14 protein-coding genes are annotated in these 16,302 nt (G+C 72.9%); 9 read left to right on the top strand and 5 right to left on the bottom strand.

Annotation, left to right across the window (positions count from 1 at the left end; translation table 11 throughout):
* Nucleotides 1-118 precede the first annotated feature (118 nt).
* Genes ABZ854_RS22585 through ABZ854_RS22595 form a run of 3 tightly spaced genes read right to left on the bottom strand, consistent with a single transcriptional unit; the run spans nucleotide 119 to nucleotide 3,679 of the window.
* On the bottom strand, nucleotides 119-1,078 hold the full coding sequence (locus ABZ854_RS22585) for an ABC transporter permease (protein WP_361213739.1): 960 nt from the start codon (nucleotides 1,076-1,078) through the stop codon (nucleotides 119-121).
* Nucleotides 1,071-2,111 (bottom strand): ABC transporter permease, encoded by a 1,041-nt coding sequence (locus ABZ854_RS22590; protein ID WP_361213741.1) that lies wholly within the window; start codon nucleotides 2,109-2,111, stop codon nucleotides 1,071-1,073. The genes ABZ854_RS22585 and ABZ854_RS22590 overlap by 8 nt, the downstream gene beginning before the upstream one ends.
* Nucleotides 2,108-3,679 (bottom strand): sugar ABC transporter ATP-binding protein, encoded by a 1,572-nt coding sequence (locus ABZ854_RS22595; RefSeq protein WP_361213743.1) that lies wholly within the window; start codon nucleotides 3,677-3,679, stop codon nucleotides 2,108-2,110. Before ABZ854_RS22595 ends, ABZ854_RS22590 begins: the two co-directional genes overlap by 4 nt.
* Nucleotides 3,680-3,952: 273 nt before the next feature.
* Here ABZ854_RS22595 and rhaI point away from each other — a divergent pair, with 273 nt between their 5' ends.
* From rhaI to ABZ854_RS22635, 8 genes are all read left to right on the top strand, one after another.
* On the top strand, nucleotides 3,953-5,113 hold the full coding sequence (rhaI, locus tag ABZ854_RS22600; RefSeq protein WP_361213744.1) for an L-rhamnose isomerase: 1,161 nt from the start codon (nucleotides 3,953-3,955) through the stop codon (nucleotides 5,111-5,113).
* Between the two features lie 109 nt (nucleotides 5,114-5,222).
* Complete coding sequence (locus ABZ854_RS22605) at nucleotides 5,223-7,262, top strand: bifunctional aldolase/short-chain dehydrogenase (RefSeq protein WP_361213746.1); 2,040 nt, start codon at nucleotides 5,223-5,225, stop codon at nucleotides 7,260-7,262.
* Complete coding sequence (locus tag ABZ854_RS22610) at nucleotides 7,259-8,707, top strand: rhamnulokinase family protein (RefSeq protein ID WP_361213748.1); 1,449 nt, start codon at nucleotides 7,259-7,261, stop codon at nucleotides 8,705-8,707. The genes ABZ854_RS22605 and ABZ854_RS22610 overlap by 4 nt, the downstream gene beginning before the upstream one ends.
* Nucleotides 8,708-9,041: 334 nt before the next feature.
* Complete coding sequence (locus ABZ854_RS22615; protein ID WP_361213750.1) at nucleotides 9,042-9,842, top strand: (Fe-S)-binding protein; 801 nt, start codon at nucleotides 9,042-9,044, stop codon at nucleotides 9,840-9,842.
* Nucleotides 9,839-11,317 carry a LutB/LldF family L-lactate oxidation iron-sulfur protein gene (locus tag ABZ854_RS22620; RefSeq protein WP_361213751.1) on the top strand — a complete coding sequence of 493 codons (1,479 nt, stop codon included), beginning with the start codon at nucleotides 9,839-9,841 and terminating at the stop codon, nucleotides 11,315-11,317. Before ABZ854_RS22615 ends, ABZ854_RS22620 begins: the two co-directional genes overlap by 4 nt.
* The gene (locus ABZ854_RS22625; protein WP_361213753.1) at nucleotides 11,314-11,955 is read left to right on the top strand and encodes an LUD domain-containing protein; all 642 of its coding nucleotides are present in this window, start codon (nucleotides 11,314-11,316) and stop codon (nucleotides 11,953-11,955) included. The genes ABZ854_RS22620 and ABZ854_RS22625 overlap by 4 nt, the downstream gene beginning before the upstream one ends.
* 100 nt (nucleotides 11,956-12,055) lie before the next feature.
* On the top strand, nucleotides 12,056-12,913 hold the full coding sequence (locus ABZ854_RS22630; protein ID WP_361213776.1) for a MoxR family ATPase: 858 nt from the start codon (nucleotides 12,056-12,058) through the stop codon (nucleotides 12,911-12,913).
* The gene (locus ABZ854_RS22635) at nucleotides 12,910-14,277 is read left to right on the top strand and encodes a VWA domain-containing protein (RefSeq protein ID WP_361213755.1); all 1,368 of its coding nucleotides are present in this window, start codon (nucleotides 12,910-12,912) and stop codon (nucleotides 14,275-14,277) included. The genes ABZ854_RS22630 and ABZ854_RS22635 overlap by 4 nt, the downstream gene beginning before the upstream one ends.
* A gap of 85 nt (nucleotides 14,278-14,362) precedes the next feature.
* Here ABZ854_RS22635 and ABZ854_RS22640 read toward each other — a convergent pair whose 3' ends face one another.
* Together ABZ854_RS22640 and ABZ854_RS22645 are read right to left on the bottom strand one after the other, a co-directional pair.
* On the bottom strand, nucleotides 14,363-14,722 hold the full coding sequence (locus ABZ854_RS22640) for a cupin domain-containing protein (RefSeq protein WP_361213757.1): 360 nt from the start codon (nucleotides 14,720-14,722) through the stop codon (nucleotides 14,363-14,365).
* A gap of 187 nt (nucleotides 14,723-14,909) precedes the next feature.
* Entirely contained in the window at nucleotides 14,910-15,596 is a 687-nt protein-coding gene (locus tag ABZ854_RS22645) for a hypothetical protein (RefSeq protein ID WP_361213759.1), read from the bottom strand.
* 223 nt (nucleotides 15,597-15,819) lie between these two features.
* Here ABZ854_RS22645 and ABZ854_RS22650 point away from each other — a divergent pair, with 223 nt between their 5' ends.
* Nucleotides 15,820-16,236, top strand: coding sequence for a hypothetical protein (locus tag ABZ854_RS22650; RefSeq protein ID WP_361213761.1), 417 nt, complete (start codon nucleotides 15,820-15,822; stop codon nucleotides 16,234-16,236).
* Nucleotides 16,237-16,302 lie beyond the last annotated feature (66 nt).

The following is a 16,302-nucleotide window of genomic DNA, read 5'->3' on the forward strand; positions in this document are numbered from 1 at the left end:
GGGTCCTTCACAACGAGGGTGGGTGAAAGCGTTCCTGAAGGGGCGCGGGGCTGTTTCGATGTGCGGCTCCGCCGCGCGGGCGCGACCAGCCACGACGGCCCCGCAGCCGGCGACCGGCCTACCCGGCGGCGCCGACAACCTGCCGAGCCACGCGGGGCCCCAGCACGGACACGACCAACAGCACGCCGGTGACGACAATCTGCGACTGCGCGGAAACGTTCAGCAGACTCATCACGTTCTGCAAGGCCCCCAGCAGGAACACCCCGGCGATCGCACCCCCCAGCGTCCCCTTCCCCCCGTCGAAGTCGATCCCGCCCAGCAACACCGCGGCGACGACGGAGAGTTCGAGGCCCGTGGCGTTGTCGTAGCGGGCGCTCGCGTAGTGCAGGGCCCAGAAGACGCCGGTCAGGGCGGACATGAACCCGGTGGCGACGAACAGCAGCAGCTTGGTGCGCCTGACCCGGATCCCGGCGAACCGCGCCGCCTCCTCGCTCGCGCCGACCGCGAACAGCGACCGGCCGAACGGGGTGGCGTGCAGGACGACGACGGCCACGGCGAGCAGCACCAGGAAGGGCAGGAAGGCCTGGGGCAGGAACGTGTCGCCGAGCCGGCCGGCCGCGAAGTCCAGGTACTGGGTGGGGAAGTCGGTGACCGCGTCGGAGCCGAGGACGATCTGGGCGATGCCCCGGTAGGCGGCGAGGGTGCCGATGGTGACGGCGAGGGAGGGCAGCCCGAGCCGGGTCACCAGCAGGCCGTTGACCAGCCCGCAGCAGATCCCGAGCAGCAGGCACAGCGGGATGATCGTCTCGATGGCCAGGCCCGCGTTCCACAGTCTGCCCATGACCGCTCCGGACAGGCCCGCCGTGGAGGCGACGGACAGGTCGATCTCGCCGGCGACGACCAGCAGGGTCATCGGCAGGGCGATCAGCGCGATGGGGAGGGCGTTGCCGAGGAGGAAGGACAGGTTGAGGGCGTTGCCGAAGCCGTCCACGAAGCCGAAGGACAGCAGGAGCAGGACGATCAGTAGCGCGCCGACCACCGTGTCCCAGCGGATGGCGCGGGTCAGCGAGTCAGGCATGGCGGGCGTTCCTCTTCTTCAGGGCCTGGGCCACGCGCAGGACGACGATCCGGTCGGCCGCGATGGCGAGGAGGAGCAGGATGCCGTTGATGGCGAGCACCCAGACGGAGCTGACGCCGAGGGCGGGCAGCACGCTGTTCACGGAGGTGAGCAGCAGGGCGCCGAGCGCGGCGCCGTAGACGCTGCCGGAGCCGCCGGTGAAGACGACACCGCCGACGACGACGGCGCTGACGACGGTGAGTTCGTAGCCGTTGCCGGTGCCGGAGTCGACGTTGCCGAACCGGGCCAGGTAGAGCGCGCCGGCGAGGCCGGCGAGGCCGCCGCAGAAGGTGTAGGCGGCCAGGATCCGCTTGCGCACCGGGATGCCGGCGAGGCGGGCGGCCTCAGGGTTTGAGCCGAGGGCGTACAACTCGCGTCCGCTGCCGAAGTGTTTGAGGTAGTAGGCGGTGGCGATCAGCACGGCCAGCGCGATCAGGGCGAGGTACGGCACAGCGGTCAGGCCGCCGGAGCCGAAGTCCACGAAGGAGCCGGGCAGGTCGGCCGCGGTGATCTGGCGGGAGCCGACCCAGATGGAGTCGATGCCGCGGATGATGTAGAGGGTGCCGAGGGTGACGACGAGCGCGGGTACCTGGCCGAGGCTGACGAGCAGGCCGTTGAGGAGTCCGGAGGCGACCCCGAGGAGGACGGCGAGGAGGACGGCGACGACGGGGTTGCCGCCGCCGTGCAGCCAGGTGCCGGCGGCGAAGGCGCTGATGCCGAGGGTGGAGCCGACGGACAGGTCGACGTTGCGGGTGATGACGACCAGGGACTGGCCGGTGGCGACCAGCACCAGGATGGTCGCGTTCAGCAGCAGGTCCTTGATGCCCTGTTCGGACAGGAACTGGCTGTTGCCGAGCTGGGTGACGACGATCATCACCAGGAAGACGACCAGGATGGCGAGTTCGCGCATCCTGAAGACGCGGTCGACGAGCCGGGTCCCGCTCGATCGGGGTGCCTCGGCGGGCGGAGCGTGATCGGGTGCGGTGACCGTCATGCGGCGGTCCCCCCGGTGACTGCGGTCCCGCCAGTGGCTGCGGTCCCCCCGGTGGCTGTGGTCCTCCCGGTGGCTGCGGCCGTCACGGTTTCCTCCGTGGCTCTGGAGCGTGGCAGTTCGGCGGTGATCCGGCCCTCGTGCATGACCAGCACGCGGTCGGCCATGCCGAGGATCTCGGGCAGGTCGGAGGAGATCATCAGGACGGCGACGCCGTCGGCCGCCAGCTCGCCGAGGAGCCGGTGCACCTCGGCCTTGGTGCCGACGTCGATGCCGCGCGTGGGCTCGTCGACGATCAGCACCTTGGGGCCGGTGGCGAGCCACTTCGCGAGGACGACCTTCTGCTGGTTGCCGCCGGACAGCGTGGCGACGGTGTCGGCGATCCGGGCGTACTTCACCTGGAGCCGCACGGCCCAGTCCAGGGAGCGGCTGCGCTCGGCGCCGCGGTCCATCAGTCCGGCCTTCGCGGTCGTGCGCAGTCCGGTGAGGCCGATGTTCCGCTCGATGGACATGTGCATCACCAGGCCCTGGGCGCGCCGGTCCTCGGGGACGAGGGCTAGCCCCGCGGCCATCGCGGTGGACGGGGCTCCGTTGGTGAGCCGACGGCCGTCGACCTCGACCTCGCCGGCGTCCCGGCGGTCGACGCCGAACACGGCCCGGGCGACCTCGGTGCGGCCGGCGCCGACCAGTCCGGCGAGGCCCACGATCTCGCCGTGGCGCACCTCGAAGGAGACGTCGGTGAAGACGCCCTCGCGGGTCAGCCGCCGGACGCTGAGGGCGACGTCGCCTGTCTCGACCGGCTTCTTCGGATAGAGCTCGGCGAGGTCGCGGCCGACCATGCGGCGCACCAGGTCGTCCTCGGTCATGCCCTCGAGCGGCTCGCTCGCGATCCAGGCGCCGTCCCGCAGGGTGGTGACCCGCGCGCAGATCTGGAAGATCTCCTCCAGGCGGTGCGAGATGAACAGCACGGCGGCGCCCTGGTCGCGCAGGGTGCGGACGACGCCGAAGAGGCGGGCGACCTCGCTGCCGGTCAGGGCGGCCGTCGGTTCGTCCATGATCAGGACCCGGGCGTCGAACGAGAGCGCCTTGGCGATCTCCACGATCTGCTGGTCCGCGATGGACAGCCCGCGGGCCGGGCGGTCGGGGTCGAGGTCGACGCCGAGCCGCTTCATCAGGGCTGCCGTCGCCGAGCGTGTGGCCTTGTGGTCGATCCTGCCGAAGGCACGCCGGGGCTGACGGCCCATGAACATGTTCTCGGCGATCGACAGGTCGGGGAAGAGCGTCGGCTCCTGGTAGATCACGGCGATCCCGGCGTCGCGGGCGTCACCGGGTCCGTGGAAGACGACGGGCCGGCCGTCGAGCAGCACCTGTCCGGTGTCCGGGCGGTGCACCCCGGAGAGTGTCTTGATCAGGGTCGACTTGCCCGCGCCGTTCTCCCCGGCGAGGGCGTGCACCTCGCCTGGCAGCAGCTCCAGGGAGACGTCCCGCAGGGCCCGTACGGCGCCGAAGGACTTGGTGACGCCCTTCAGCGCGAGCACCGGGGCCGGTCCCGTGTCGGGCGGGTGGGTCATGGGGGCTCCTCGACGACATCCGCGGGTTCACTCCCGGCGTCGTGAAAGGTTTCAACTGGATTGCCGGGACCGTAGGCATCCGGGGCCTGGCACGTCAATGGGTCCGGATCGAAAAAGTTTCGGCGGCTGGAGGTCGGTCCCGCGCGTCCGCCCCCGTCCCGGCGGGCGGATCCGCCGGACTGCTTGACACGTCTCCGGCCGGCTCATAGCTTGCGGGACTGAATCGTTTCACACCGTTCAGTCGTTCCGACCGACATCGTCAGGAGCCCGCACGTGACCGACCTCGCCGCGGTGAAGGCCGCGCTCAAGACCCAGGCCGTCGAGACGCCGTCGTGGGCGTACGGGAACTCGGGCACCCGGTTCAAGGTGTTCGCGCAGGCCGGTGTGCCGCGCGATCCGTTCGAAAAGCTGGACGACGCTGCGAAGGTGCACGAGTTCACCGGCGTGGCCCCGACCGTGGCCCTGCACATCCCGTGGGACACCGTCGAGGACTACGCGGAGCTGGCCACGTACGCGAAGGAGCGCGGGCTGCGGCTGGGCGCGGTCAACTCCAACACCTTCCAGGACGACGACTACCGGCTGGGCAGCATCTGCCATCCGGACGCGGCGGTGCGCCGCAAGGCGGTGGACCACCTGCTGGAGTGCGTGGACATCATGGACGCGACCGGGTCCCGGGAGCTGAAGCTGTGGTTCGCGGACGGCACCAACTACCCGGGGCAGGACGACGTACGGGCCCGGCAGGACCGGCTCGCCGAGGGGCTGGCCGAGGTGTACGGGCGGCTCGGCGAGGGGCAGCGGATGCTGCTGGAGTACAAGCTCTTCGAGCCGGCGTTCTACACGACGGACGTACCGGACTGGGGAACGGCGTACGCGCACTGCCTGAAGCTGGGCCCGAAGGCGCGGGTGGTCGTCGACACCGGGCACCACGCGCCGGGCACGAACATCGAGTTCATCGTGGCGACACTGCTGCGGGAGGGAAGGCTCGGCGGGTTCGACTTCAACAGCCGGTTCTACGCCGACGACGATCTGATGGCCGGGGCCGCCGACCCGTTCCAGCTGTTCCGGATCATGTACGAGGTCGTCCGCGGCGGCGGGCTCGCACCGGACGTGGCCTTCATGCTCGACCAGTGCCACAACATCGAGGCGAAGATCCCGGCGATCATCCGCTCGGTGATGAACGTGCAGGAGGCCACGGCGAAGGCGCTGCTGGTGGACCGGGCCGCGCTGTCCGCCGCGCAGGAATCCGGGGATGTGCTCGGCGCGAACGCGGTGCTGATGGACGCGTACGACACGGATGTGCGTCCGCTTCTTCGGGAGGTGCGGGAGGAGATGGGGCTGGCCCCGGACCCCCTGGCCGCGTATGGCCGGTCCGGGTGGGCAGAGAGGGTCGTCGCCGAGCGGGTCGGGGGGCGGCAGGCGGGGTGGGGGGCGTAGCCGCGTCTGCCCCTTTCCGTTGTCCGCCCGGTGCGGGTTGTCCGTAGCCTGCCGCGCAGTTCCCCGCGCCCCTTCGAAACGCCTCCTCTTCTGAAAGGGAACCGTACTCATGGCTGTCCGTCCCGCCGCTGCCGATCTGCTCGCCCGGTCTCATCGGCTCGGCTCCGATCCCCGGAACACCAACTACGCCGGTGGCAACGCGTCCGCGAAAGGCACCGCGGCCGATCCCGTCACCGGGGGCGAGGTGGAGCTGATGTGGGTCAAGGGGTCCGGCGGGGACCTCGGGACGCTCACGGAGGCGGGGCTCGCCGTGCTGCGGCTGGACCGGCTGCGGGCGCTCAAGGACGTGTACCCGGGGGTGGAGCGCGAGGACGAGATGGTGGGCGCCTTCGACTACTGCCTGCACGGGAAGGGCGGGGCCGCGCCGTCCATCGACACCGCCATGCACGGGCTGGTCGACGCCCCGCACGTGGACCACCTGCATCCGGACTCGGGGATCGCGCTCGCCTGTGCGGCCGACGGGGAGCAGCTGGCCGCCGAGTGCTTCGGGGACAGCGTGGTGTGGGTGCCGTGGCGGCGGCCGGGCTTCCAACTGGGCCTGGACATCGCCGCCGTGAAGGAGGCCAACCCGCGGGCCGTCGGGTGCGTCCTCGGCGGACACGGCATCACCGCCTGGGGCGACAGCTCCGAGGAGTGCGAGCGGAACTCCCTGCACATCATCCGCACCGCCGAGGCGTTCCTGGCCGAGCGCGGGAAGCCGGAGCCCTTCGGGCCGGTGCTCCAGGGCTACGACGCGCTGCCCGAGGCGGACCGCCGGGAGCGGGCGGCCGCCCTCGCGCCGTACGTCCGGGCCGTCGCCTCGCAGGACCGGCCGCAGGTCGGGCACTTCACCGACTCCGACGCGGTGCTGGACTTCCTCGCCCGCGCGGAACACCCGCGGCTCGCCGCGCTCGGCACGTCCTGCCCGGACCACTTCCTGCGGACCAAGGTACGACCCCTGGTGCTCGACCTGCCGCCGACGGCGCCCCTGGAGGACGCGGTCGCCCGGCTGAGGGAACTGCACACCGCGTACCGGGAGGCGTACGCCGCCTACTACGCACAGCACGCGCTGCCGGACTCCCCTCCCATGCGCGGTGCCGATCCGGCGATCGTGCTCGTGCCCGGCGTCGGCATGTTCTCCTTCGGCAAGGACAAGCAGACCGCCCGGGTGGCCGGGGAGTTCTACGTCAACGCGATCAACGTCATGCGGGGCGCGGAGGCCGTGTCCGGCTACGCGCCGATCGAGGAGGCCGAGAAGTTCCGCATCGAGTACTGGGCGCTGGAGGAGGCCAAGCTCCGGCGCATGCCGGAACCGAAGCCGCTGGCCACGCGGGTGGCGCTGGTGACGGGCGCCGGGAGCGGGATCGGGAAGGCCGTCGCGCGCCGGCTGGCCGCCGAGGGCGCCTGTGTCGTCGTAGCCGATCTGAACGGGGAGAGCGCGCGGGCCGTCGCCGAGGAACTCGGCGGGCCGGACAAGGCGGTTGCCGTCACCGTCGACGTGACCGACGAGGAGCAGATCGCCGAGGCCTTCCGGGCGACCGTGCTCGCCCTCGGCGGGGTGGACCTGGTGGTGAACAACGCCGGGATCTCCGTCTCCAAGCCGCTGCTGGAGACGTCCGCGAAGGACTGGGACCTCCAGCACGACATCATGGCCCGGGGCTCGTTCCTGGTGTCGCGGGAGGCGGCACGGCTGATGATCGCGCAGGGGCTCGGCGGTGACCTCGTGTACATCGTCTCGAAGAACGCGGTGTTCGCCGGCCCGAACAACATCGCCTACTCGGCGACGAAGGCCGACCAGGCCCACCAGGTGCGGCTGCTCGCCGCCGAGCTGGGCGAACACGGGATCCGGGTGAACGGTGTCAACCCCGACGGGGTGGTGCGCGGCTCCGGGATCTTCGCGGGCGGCTGGGGGGCGCGGCGCGCCGCGGTGTACGGGGTGCCGGAGGAGGGGCTGGGCGAGTTCTACGCCCAGCGGACCCTGCTCAAACGGGAGGTGCTGCCCGAGCACGTGGCGAACGCGGTGTTCGCGCTGACGGGCGGGGACCTCACCCACACCACCGGGCTGCACATTCCGGTCGACGCGGGCGTGGCGGCCGCCTTCCTGCGATGAGCGGGAGCGGACGGTCGTACGCCGCCGTGGACCTGGGGGCGTCCAGCGGGCGGGTGATGGTCGGCCGGGTCGGGTACGGCGCGCTGGAGCTGAGCGAGGCGCACCGGTTCCCCAACCGGCCGGTCCAGGTGGCGGAGGGGCTGCGCTGGGACGTGCTGGGCCTGTACGCCGGGGTGCTGGACGGGCTGCGCGCGGCGGGACAGGTCGACTCCGTCGGCATCGACAGCTGGGCCGTCGACCACGGTCTGCTGGACGCCGACGGGGCCCTGCTGGGCAACCCGGCGCACTATCGCGACGCCCGCACGGAGGGCGTCGCCGAGAAGGTATGGGCGACTGTGCCGGCCGAGGAGCTGTACGCGGCGACCGGGGTGCAGTACGCCCCGTTCAACACCCTGTACCAGCTGGTCGCCGCCCGCTCCTCGGCCCAGTTCGCCCAGGCCCGGCGGCTGCTGCTGATCCCGGACCTGCTGACGTACTGGCTGACGGGCGAGCAGGGCACCGAGCTGACCAACGCCTCCACCACCCAGCTGGTCGACCCCCGCACGGGCGACTGGGCGTACCGCCTCGCCCAGCGCCTGGGCATCGACCTCGGCCTGTTCGCGCCGCTGCGCCGGCCGGGCGATCCGGCGGGGCTGCTGCGGCCCCGGGTACTGGAGGAGACGGGGCTGGACGGGCCGGTGCCGGTGACCGCGGTCGGCTCGCACGACACGGCGTCGGCGGTCGCCGCGGTGCCGGCCGTGGGCGGGCGCTTCGCCTACATCTGCACCGGCACCTGGTCGCTGGCCGGCCTGGAGCTGGCCGCTCCGGTGCTCACCGAGGAGAGCCGCGCCGCGAACTTCACCAACGAGCTGGGGCTCGACGGCACCGTGCGCTATCTGCGCAACATCATGGGGCTGTGGCTGCTCCAGGAGTGCCGGCGCGCCTGGGGCGAGCCGGACCTCGGGACGCTGCTCCGGGAGGCCGCGGGGGCGCCCGGCCTGCGCTCGGTGGTGGACGCCGGCGACACGGCGTTCCTCGCACCGGGACGGATGCCGGAGCGGATCGCGGAAGCGTGCCGGTCCTCGGGGCAGCCGGTGCCCGGCACGCGGGCCGAGGTCACCCGGTGCATCCTCGACTCGCTGGCGCTCGCCCACCGCCGGGCCGTCGCGGACGCCCAGCGGCTCGCCGACCACGCCGTGGACGTGGTGCACGTCGTCGGCGGCGGCACCCGCAACGCGCTGCTGTGCCAGCTGACCGCCGACGCCTGCGGGCTGCCGGTGGTGGCCGGCGCGACGGAGGCGGCCGCGCTCGGCAACGTGCTGGTGCAGGCCCGCACCCACGGCCTGGTGGGCGACCTCGCCGACATGCGCCGGCTGCTCGTCCGCACCCAGCCGCTGACCAGGTACACCCCGCGCGGCGACACCGGCCGCTGGCGGGACGCGGAGACCCGGCTCGCCTTGCGGTGAGCGGAGACCCGACTCGCCGGGCGGTGAGCGGAGGCCGGCCCGCCGTGCAGTGAGCGGTGGCCCCGGCGTGCCACGCGGTGACCGGCTTCGCCCTGCGCTGAGCGGTGACCGGCCCGCGACGCGGTGCGCGGTCGCCCCGGCTCGCCACGCGCTGAGCGGCGGCAGGCTCGCCCTGCCGGGAGCGGCGGCCGGCTCGCCGCGCGGTGAGGGGAGGCCCTCTCGCGACGCCGTGCGCCGTCGCCCCGGCTCGCCGGGCGGTGGGTGGCGCCCTCCCCCGCGGTGCCCTTCGCCCCATACCCTGCACTCGTCCGCCGACCGACCCCGAGGAGCCGCGATGCGTGTCGCCCTGTTCCTGACCTGTGTCAACGACACGCTCTATCCGGACACCGGGCGGGCCGTGGTGAGGCTGCTGACCCGGCTGGGCGTCGAGGTCGACTTTCCGATGGCGCAGACGTGCTGTGGTCAGGCGCACTACAACACCGGCTACCGGCACGGGACCGAGCCGCTGGCCCGGCACTTCGCCGAGGTGTTCGGGGAGTACGAGGCGATCGTGACGCCGTCCGGGTCGTGCGGGGCGATGGTGCGGGAGCTGTATCCCCGGCTCGGCGAGCGGGCGCGGGCCGAGGGGCGGGGCGAGTCGCTCGCGCGGACTCTGGCGCCGGTGGTGCCGAAGACGTACGAGCTGACGGAGTTCCTGGTGGACGTCCTGGGGGTGACGGACGTCGGCGCGTACTACCCGCACCGGGTCACCTACCACCCGACGTGCCACGGGCTGCGCGGCCTGGGCCTCGGCGACCGGCCCCGCCGGCTCCTGGAGGCCGTGAAGGGGCTGGAACTCGTCGAGCTCCCGGGGGCCGAGGAGTGCTGCGGCTTCGGAGGGACGTTCGCGGTGAAGAACGCGGACGTGTCGGCGGCGATGGGCGCGGACAAGGTGCGCAACGCGGAGTCGACGGGTGCCTCGGTGCTGTGCGCGGCCGACAACTCCTGCCTGATGCACATCGGCGGCACGATGAGCCGGCTGCGGACGGCGATGCGGTCCGTGCACATCGCGGAGATCCTGGCGAGCACCGAGGAGGACGACGTGACCGGAAGCGGAACGGGCACGGCCGGCACGGAGCAGGACGCGGCGGTATGAGCGGGACGTTCGTCGGTATGCCGGCCTTTCCCGAGGCGGCCCGGGATGCCGTCCACGACCAGACCCTGCGCGGCAACCTCCGGCACGCCACGCACACCATCCGCGCCAAACGGGCCCAGGCCGTCGCCGAGTTGCCGGACTGGGCCGAACTGCGCGAGGCGGGCCGGCGGATCAAGGACCACACCCTGCGCCATCTCGACCGCTACCTGGTCCAGTTGGAGGAATCGGTCACCGCGGCGGGCGGTACGGTCCACTGGGCGGCCGACGCCGACGAGGCGAACCGGGTCGTCGCCGACCTGGTCAAGGAGACCGGCGAGTCGGAGGCCGTCAAGGTCAAGTCGATGGCCACGCAGGAGATCGGGCTCAACGAGGCACTGCTCGCCGAGGGCATCCACGCCTATGAGACCGATCTCGCCGAACTGATCGTGCAGTTGGGCCGGGACCGGCCCTCGCACATCCTCGTCCCCGCCATCCACCGCAACCGGGGCGAGATCCGGGACATCTTCGCGAGCGAGATGGGCGCCTGGGGCCGCCCGGCCCCCGAGGGCCTGACGGACAGCCCCGCCGAACTCGCGGAGGCGGCCCGGCTGCACCTGCGGGAGAAGTTCCTGCGGGCCAAGGTCGGCATCTCGGGCGCCAACTTCATGGTCGCCGAGACCGGCACCCTGGTGGTCGTGGAGTCCGAGGGGAACGGCCGGATGTGCCTGACCCTGCCCGAGACGCTGATCTCGGTCGTCGGCATCGAGAAGATCGTGCCCACCTGGCGGGACCTGGAGGTGTTCCTTCAGACCCTGCCCCGCTCCTCCACCGCCGAGCGCATGAACCCGTACACCAGTATGTGGACCGGCACGACGGACGAGGACGGGCCGCGCACGTTCCACCTGGTGCTCCTCGACAACGGCCGCACCGACACCCTCGCCGACCGGGTCGGCCGCCAGGCGCTGCGCTGCATCCGCTGCTCCGCCTGCCTGAACGTGTGCCCGGTGTACGAGCGGGCGGGCGGCCACGCGTACGGCTCGGTGTACCCGGGCCCGATCGGCGCCATCCTCAGCCCCCAACTGCGGGGCACGGGAAGCGAGATCGACGCCTCCCTGCCGTACGCCTCCTCGCTCTGCGGCGCCTGCTACGAGGTGTGCCCCGTCGCCATCGACATCCCCGAGGTGCTGGTGCACCTGCGGGAGCGGGTCGTCGAGGGCGGCCCGGCCGTGCGGGAGGGCAACAAGGTGCTGCTGAAGCCGGCCAAGGGACACGCGGCCGAGCGGGCGGCGATGCGGGCGGCGCGCTGGGCGTTCGCCCACCCGGGCGCGCTGCGCACGGGTCAGCGGCTGGCCTCCCGCACCCGCCGGCTGCATCCCCGTACGCTGCCCGGCCCCGGCCGGGCGTGGAGCGGCACCCGGGACCTGCCCGCCGTGCCGACGGAGCCGTTCCGGGACTGGTGGCAGCGGACGCGCGGCGGAAAGGACGAGGCCAAGTGAGCAGCAGGGAACGGGTCCTGGGGCGGGTGCGGCGCGCGCTCGCGGACGTCACACCGGAGACACGGCCGTACGAGGAGGCCGTCGGCCGGGACTATCTGCGCGAGCACGGTGAGCGGACGGCCGAGGAGACCGTGGACCTGCTCGCAGAGAACCTGGCGGACTACCGGGCGGTCGTGCACCGTTCGGACGCCGAGGAACTGCCGTACCTGATCATGCGGCTGCTCGCCGAGCGTGGCTCCGAGGAGGTGCTGGTACCCCCGGGCCTGCCGCCCGCGTGGATGTCGGCCGCCGATCCCGTGCGGATCCACGACCGTGCCGCGAGCACACCGCAGCGGCTGGACCGCGTGGGGAGTGTGGTCACGGGCTGCGCGGTGGCGATCGCCGAGACCGGCACGATCGTCCTCGACGGCTCCGGGGACCAGGGCCGCCGCCGCATCACCCTGATCCCCGACCACCACATCTGCGTCGTCCGCGTGCCCGAGCAGGTCGTCTCCTCCGTCCCGCAGGCGCTCGGACGCCTCTCCCCCGCCCGCCCCCTGACCTGGATCTCCGGCCCCTCGGCGACGAGCGACATCGAGCTGGACCGGGTGGAGGGGGTGCACGGTCCGCGGACGCTGGAGGTCGTCCTGCTGGGCTGACGGGCGTGCGGACGGCCGAGGCGTGACAGATGGACTGAACAAGCGCTTAGATAGTGGGCGGAAGCGCAGAAGCATGGACCCGATCAGCCGGAGGCCCCCGTTGTTCACGTCCGTCGGCGATGTCTCCGCCCGTCTCGCCGAGACCGGGTACCTCGCCTCCCCCGCCGTCGCCACGACCGTCTTCCTCGCCGACCGGCTCGGCAAGCCGCTGCTGGTGGAGGGGCCCGCCGGGGTGGGCAAGACCGAGCTGGCCAAAGCCGTCGCCAAGGTCGCCGGGGCCCGGCTGGTACGGCTCCAGTGCTACGAGGGCGTCGACGAGTCCCGCGCGCTGTACGAGTGGAACCACGCCAAGCAGCTGCTGCGGATCAGCGCCGGCCGGGACGAGAGCTGGGACGAGACCCGCACCGACATCTTCAGCGAGGAGTTCCTGCTCCCGCGCCCCCTGCTGACCGCGATCCGCGGCGACGAACCGACCGTGCTGCTGATCGACGAGACCGACAAGGCCGACGTCGAGATGGAGGGGCTGCTGCTGGAGGTGCTCAGCGACTTCCAGGTCACCGTCCCGGAGCTGGGCACGGTCACCGCCACGCGCCGCCCGTTCGTCGTGCTGACCTCCAACGCCGGCCGCGAGCTGTCCGAGGCCCTGCGCCGGCGCTGCCTGTTCCTGCACATCGGGTTCCCGGAGGAGGAGCTGGAGCGCCGGATCGTACGGCTGAAGGTGCCGGAGCTCACCGAGGCGCTGACCGAGTCGGTGGTCCGGGTCGTCGGGGCGCTGCGCGCGATGGACCTGCGCAAGGCGCCGTCCGTCGCCGAGACCGTCGACTGGGCGCGCACCCTGCTCGCCCTCGGCGCCGACACGCTGGACGAGACGGTCGTACGGGACAGTCTCGGCGTGATCCTCAAGCACCAGGACGATGTCCTGAAGGCGGCCGCCAAGCTGGACCTGGAAGCGCTGTGAGCGATGTCGCCGAGCGCGTCACCGCCCTGGTCGGGGCGCTGCGCGCGCACGGCGTGCGGATCGGTACCGGCGAGAGCGTGGACGCGGCGCGTGCGGTGGCGGCGCTCGGCCTCGCCGACCGGGAGCTGCTGCGCGAGGGACTGGCCGCGACGCTGCTGCACGGGCAGGGCCAGCGGGCGGTGTTCGACCCGGTCTTCGACCTGTACTTCCCGCGCGGCGTCGGCGGCCCGGACACCGGCCCAGTGAACCGGGACGACCTGCGTGACCGGCTCGCCGCGGCGCTGGCCGCGAACGACGAGGCGGCGCTGGGCCGGTTGGCGGCGGAGGCGGTGGACGGCTTCGGCGGGTACGGGAGTTCACCCGGCTCGGACGGCTTCTCCTCGTACCAGGCCCTGGACCGCATCCGTCCGCAGACCCTGCTGGCCCGCGTGCGGGACGGCATCAGGGGTCAGGGCGGGCAAGGCGGCCGGAGCGGTGCCACGGAGTTCGCGGACCGGCTGCTGGAGGACGAGATCCGGGCCCGGATCGAGGTGTTCCGGCGGCTGGTCGCGGCCGAGGCGCGCCGCCGGGTCGCCGAGCGGCGCGGCCGGGACGAGATCGCCCGGCGGGCCGTCGCACCGACCGCCGACCGGGTGGACTTCCTGTTCGCCGGGCGGGACCAACTGGCCGAGCTGCGCAGGGCGGTTCAGCCGCTCGCCCGCAAGCTGGCCACGCGGCTGGCGGCGCGCCGGCGCCGGGCCGCGCGCGGCACGGTCGATCTGCGCCGCACCCTTCGCTCGTCGCTGTCCACGGGCGGGGTGCCGATGCGGCCCGTGCTGCGCCGGCGCCGCCCGGTCCGGCCCGAACTCGTGCTGCTGTGCGACGTGTCGGGCTCGGTGTCCGGCTTCTCGGACTTCACCATGCTGCTGGTGCAGGCGCTGCACGACCAGTTCAGCAAGGTCCGGGTGTTCGCCTTCGTCAACCGTCTGGACGAGGTGACGGGACTGCTCCGGCGCGGCACGGCCGACGCCGACGGGCTCGGCGCCCGGATCCGTGCCGAGGCCACGCTCACCGGCTGGCACGGCAGCAGCGACTACGGCGTGGCCCTGGGCGAGTTCACCGAGCGGTACGGCGACGCGGTCGGGCCGCGCACGACGGTGTTCGTCCTCGGGGACGCCCGCACCAACATGAGCGACCCGAACCTGCCGGCCGCGGGCGAGCTGGCCCGGCGGGCCCGGCGCGTCTACTGGCTGAACCCAGAGCCGCGCGAGCGCTGGGGCACCGGCGACTCGGCCGCGCCCGCCTACGCGGAGCTGGTGGAGATGCACGAGTGCCGCACGGCCCGCCAGCTCGGCACGCTGGTCGCCCGGCTGCTGCCGGTGTGAGCGGCGGGGGCGGGCGCGGCACCGGGCCGCCGGCTGGGCGGCCCGGTGCGGATGTGCAAGAAGGGGTGTGAAGGAACTCCGGGGGTCATGAACCCTTGGCGTACTCGTTCGCCATCGTTCCGGCGAAGTCGAGGACGACGACCTGCTCGTCACCCACCACCCAGGCATCGTGGCCGGGCGAGCACACGAACACGTCGCCCGGTCCGACCTCGGTCTCGGCGCCGTCGTCCATGAGCAGGTGCATCCGGCCCTGGATCACATAGCCGTTGTGGTGGACCATGCAGGTCTTCGTGCCCGCGATCGGAGCCACCGACTCCGACCAGCGCCAGCCCGGTTCGAAGGTGCCCACCGCGAAGTCGAGCCCGGTCAGGTGGAGCGCTTCGAGGTGGCCGCGGGGGAAGTCACGCCGTTCGTCCGGCTTGTCGACCGTCTTGGCTTCCAGCATGACGGTGTCCTCCCTTCCGGCCGCTCACCGCGGCCGGGGCCGGCCTCCGTCCCCCGGCGGCCTCGGGCGGCACCGGCGCTGCGGCGGTGGCCGTACCCCACGGCACCATCGTGGGCCCGCCGGTCGGCCGCCGCCATTCGGGGGACGGGACAACGATGTCGCCCCGCCGGCCGGTCGCCCGGGGCACTCAAACCGCCTCCACGGCGGCGCTCCCGGCCACCGGTTCCGCCGCTTCCCGCCCCGTCGCGGCCTCGGCCCGTCGTACGGCGAACACGGCGCCGGCGTAGGCCAGGTCGAGGAGGAGACAGCCGGCGTAGAGGTAGTACATGAGGGCGCTGTCGTAGCGGGCAGCCCGGTCGGGGTCGGTGAGCATGGAGGCCGAGGCGCAGGCGGTACCGAGCAGCTTGCTCACCGCGATCCCGGGGGACTGGCCGCGGCTGCCGCGGCGGGCGGCGAGCATCGCCAGGAACATGCCGGACATGGCGAGGTTGCTGCCGAACGCGGTGAACGTGCCGACGCCCTCGTCGAACTGTTCGGAGGCGTAGTTCATGCCCGGGTAGGCGAGGGCGAGCAGCAGGGCCAGGGCGGGGAGGAAGAACCGGTCGGGGAGATAAGGGAATTCGGCCCGCCCGAAGCGGACGACGGTGTATCCGACGGCGAGGTCGAAGCAGAACCAGACGATGTTGACCACGTGCATCACGCCGGGCGCGGGCCGCACGAAGGCGAACATGAACTCCCAGGAGATGTTGGTGGCGAACGCGACGACCGGCATCCCGAAGGTCCGCTCCCGCAGCCCGGTACGGATCAGCAGGACGTAGACGACCGTCCAGAACAGCCCCGTGCCGAGCAGCAACGCCGTGTGCACCGCCCCCATGAGCACCTCCGTCGGCCGGCGTACGCGGGCACGCCGGGTTCCGTGATACGCCGCCGGCCCACTGTGACACGGCCCGGCGCGCCCCCGAAGGAAATTCGCCGGGGTTCACCCGCAACCCCGGCGGGGGCCGGACGTCTGTCGAAGTGGAGGCCTCCACTTCGACACCTCGCCGCTTCGATACAGCGGCACCCCGACAGCGACCGAACCGAACCCGAAGGACCCCATGTCCGCACACCGTGTCCCCCGTCCCCGCCGCGTCCGCAGGCTGCGCACCGCCCTGGGGGTCTCCGCAGCCGGCGCCGCCCTCGCCGTCACCGGCACCGTGACCGCGCAGGCCGTCCAGCACGACACGCACTCCGCGACGCGGGCGGACGCCACCCCGTCGCCGGCACCGGCGACCCCGCACGGGACGCCGACAGCAGCGCCGGCCCCGTCCCGCCCCTCGACCCCGAGGCCGGTTCCGTCCACGCCCCGCACGCCGACGCCGGTCCCGGCCGGACCGGGCACCCGGACGCCGACCCCGATGCCGGTGCCGCCCGGCTCGGACACCCGGACACCGACGCCCGTACCGTCGGCCCCGGCCCCGGCCCCCGCACATCCGCACGCCACGCCCGCGCCCGTACCGCGGCAGCAGCACTGAGGTACTGAGGTACTGAAATACGTTCGGCGGGTGGCGGGGCCGTAGCGCTACGGCCCCGCCACCGGC

This window comes from Streptomyces sp. NPDC047028, assembly GCF_040644095.1.
In the GTDB taxonomy this organism is placed as follows: Bacteria; Actinomycetota; Actinomycetes; order Streptomycetales; family Streptomycetaceae; genus Streptomyces.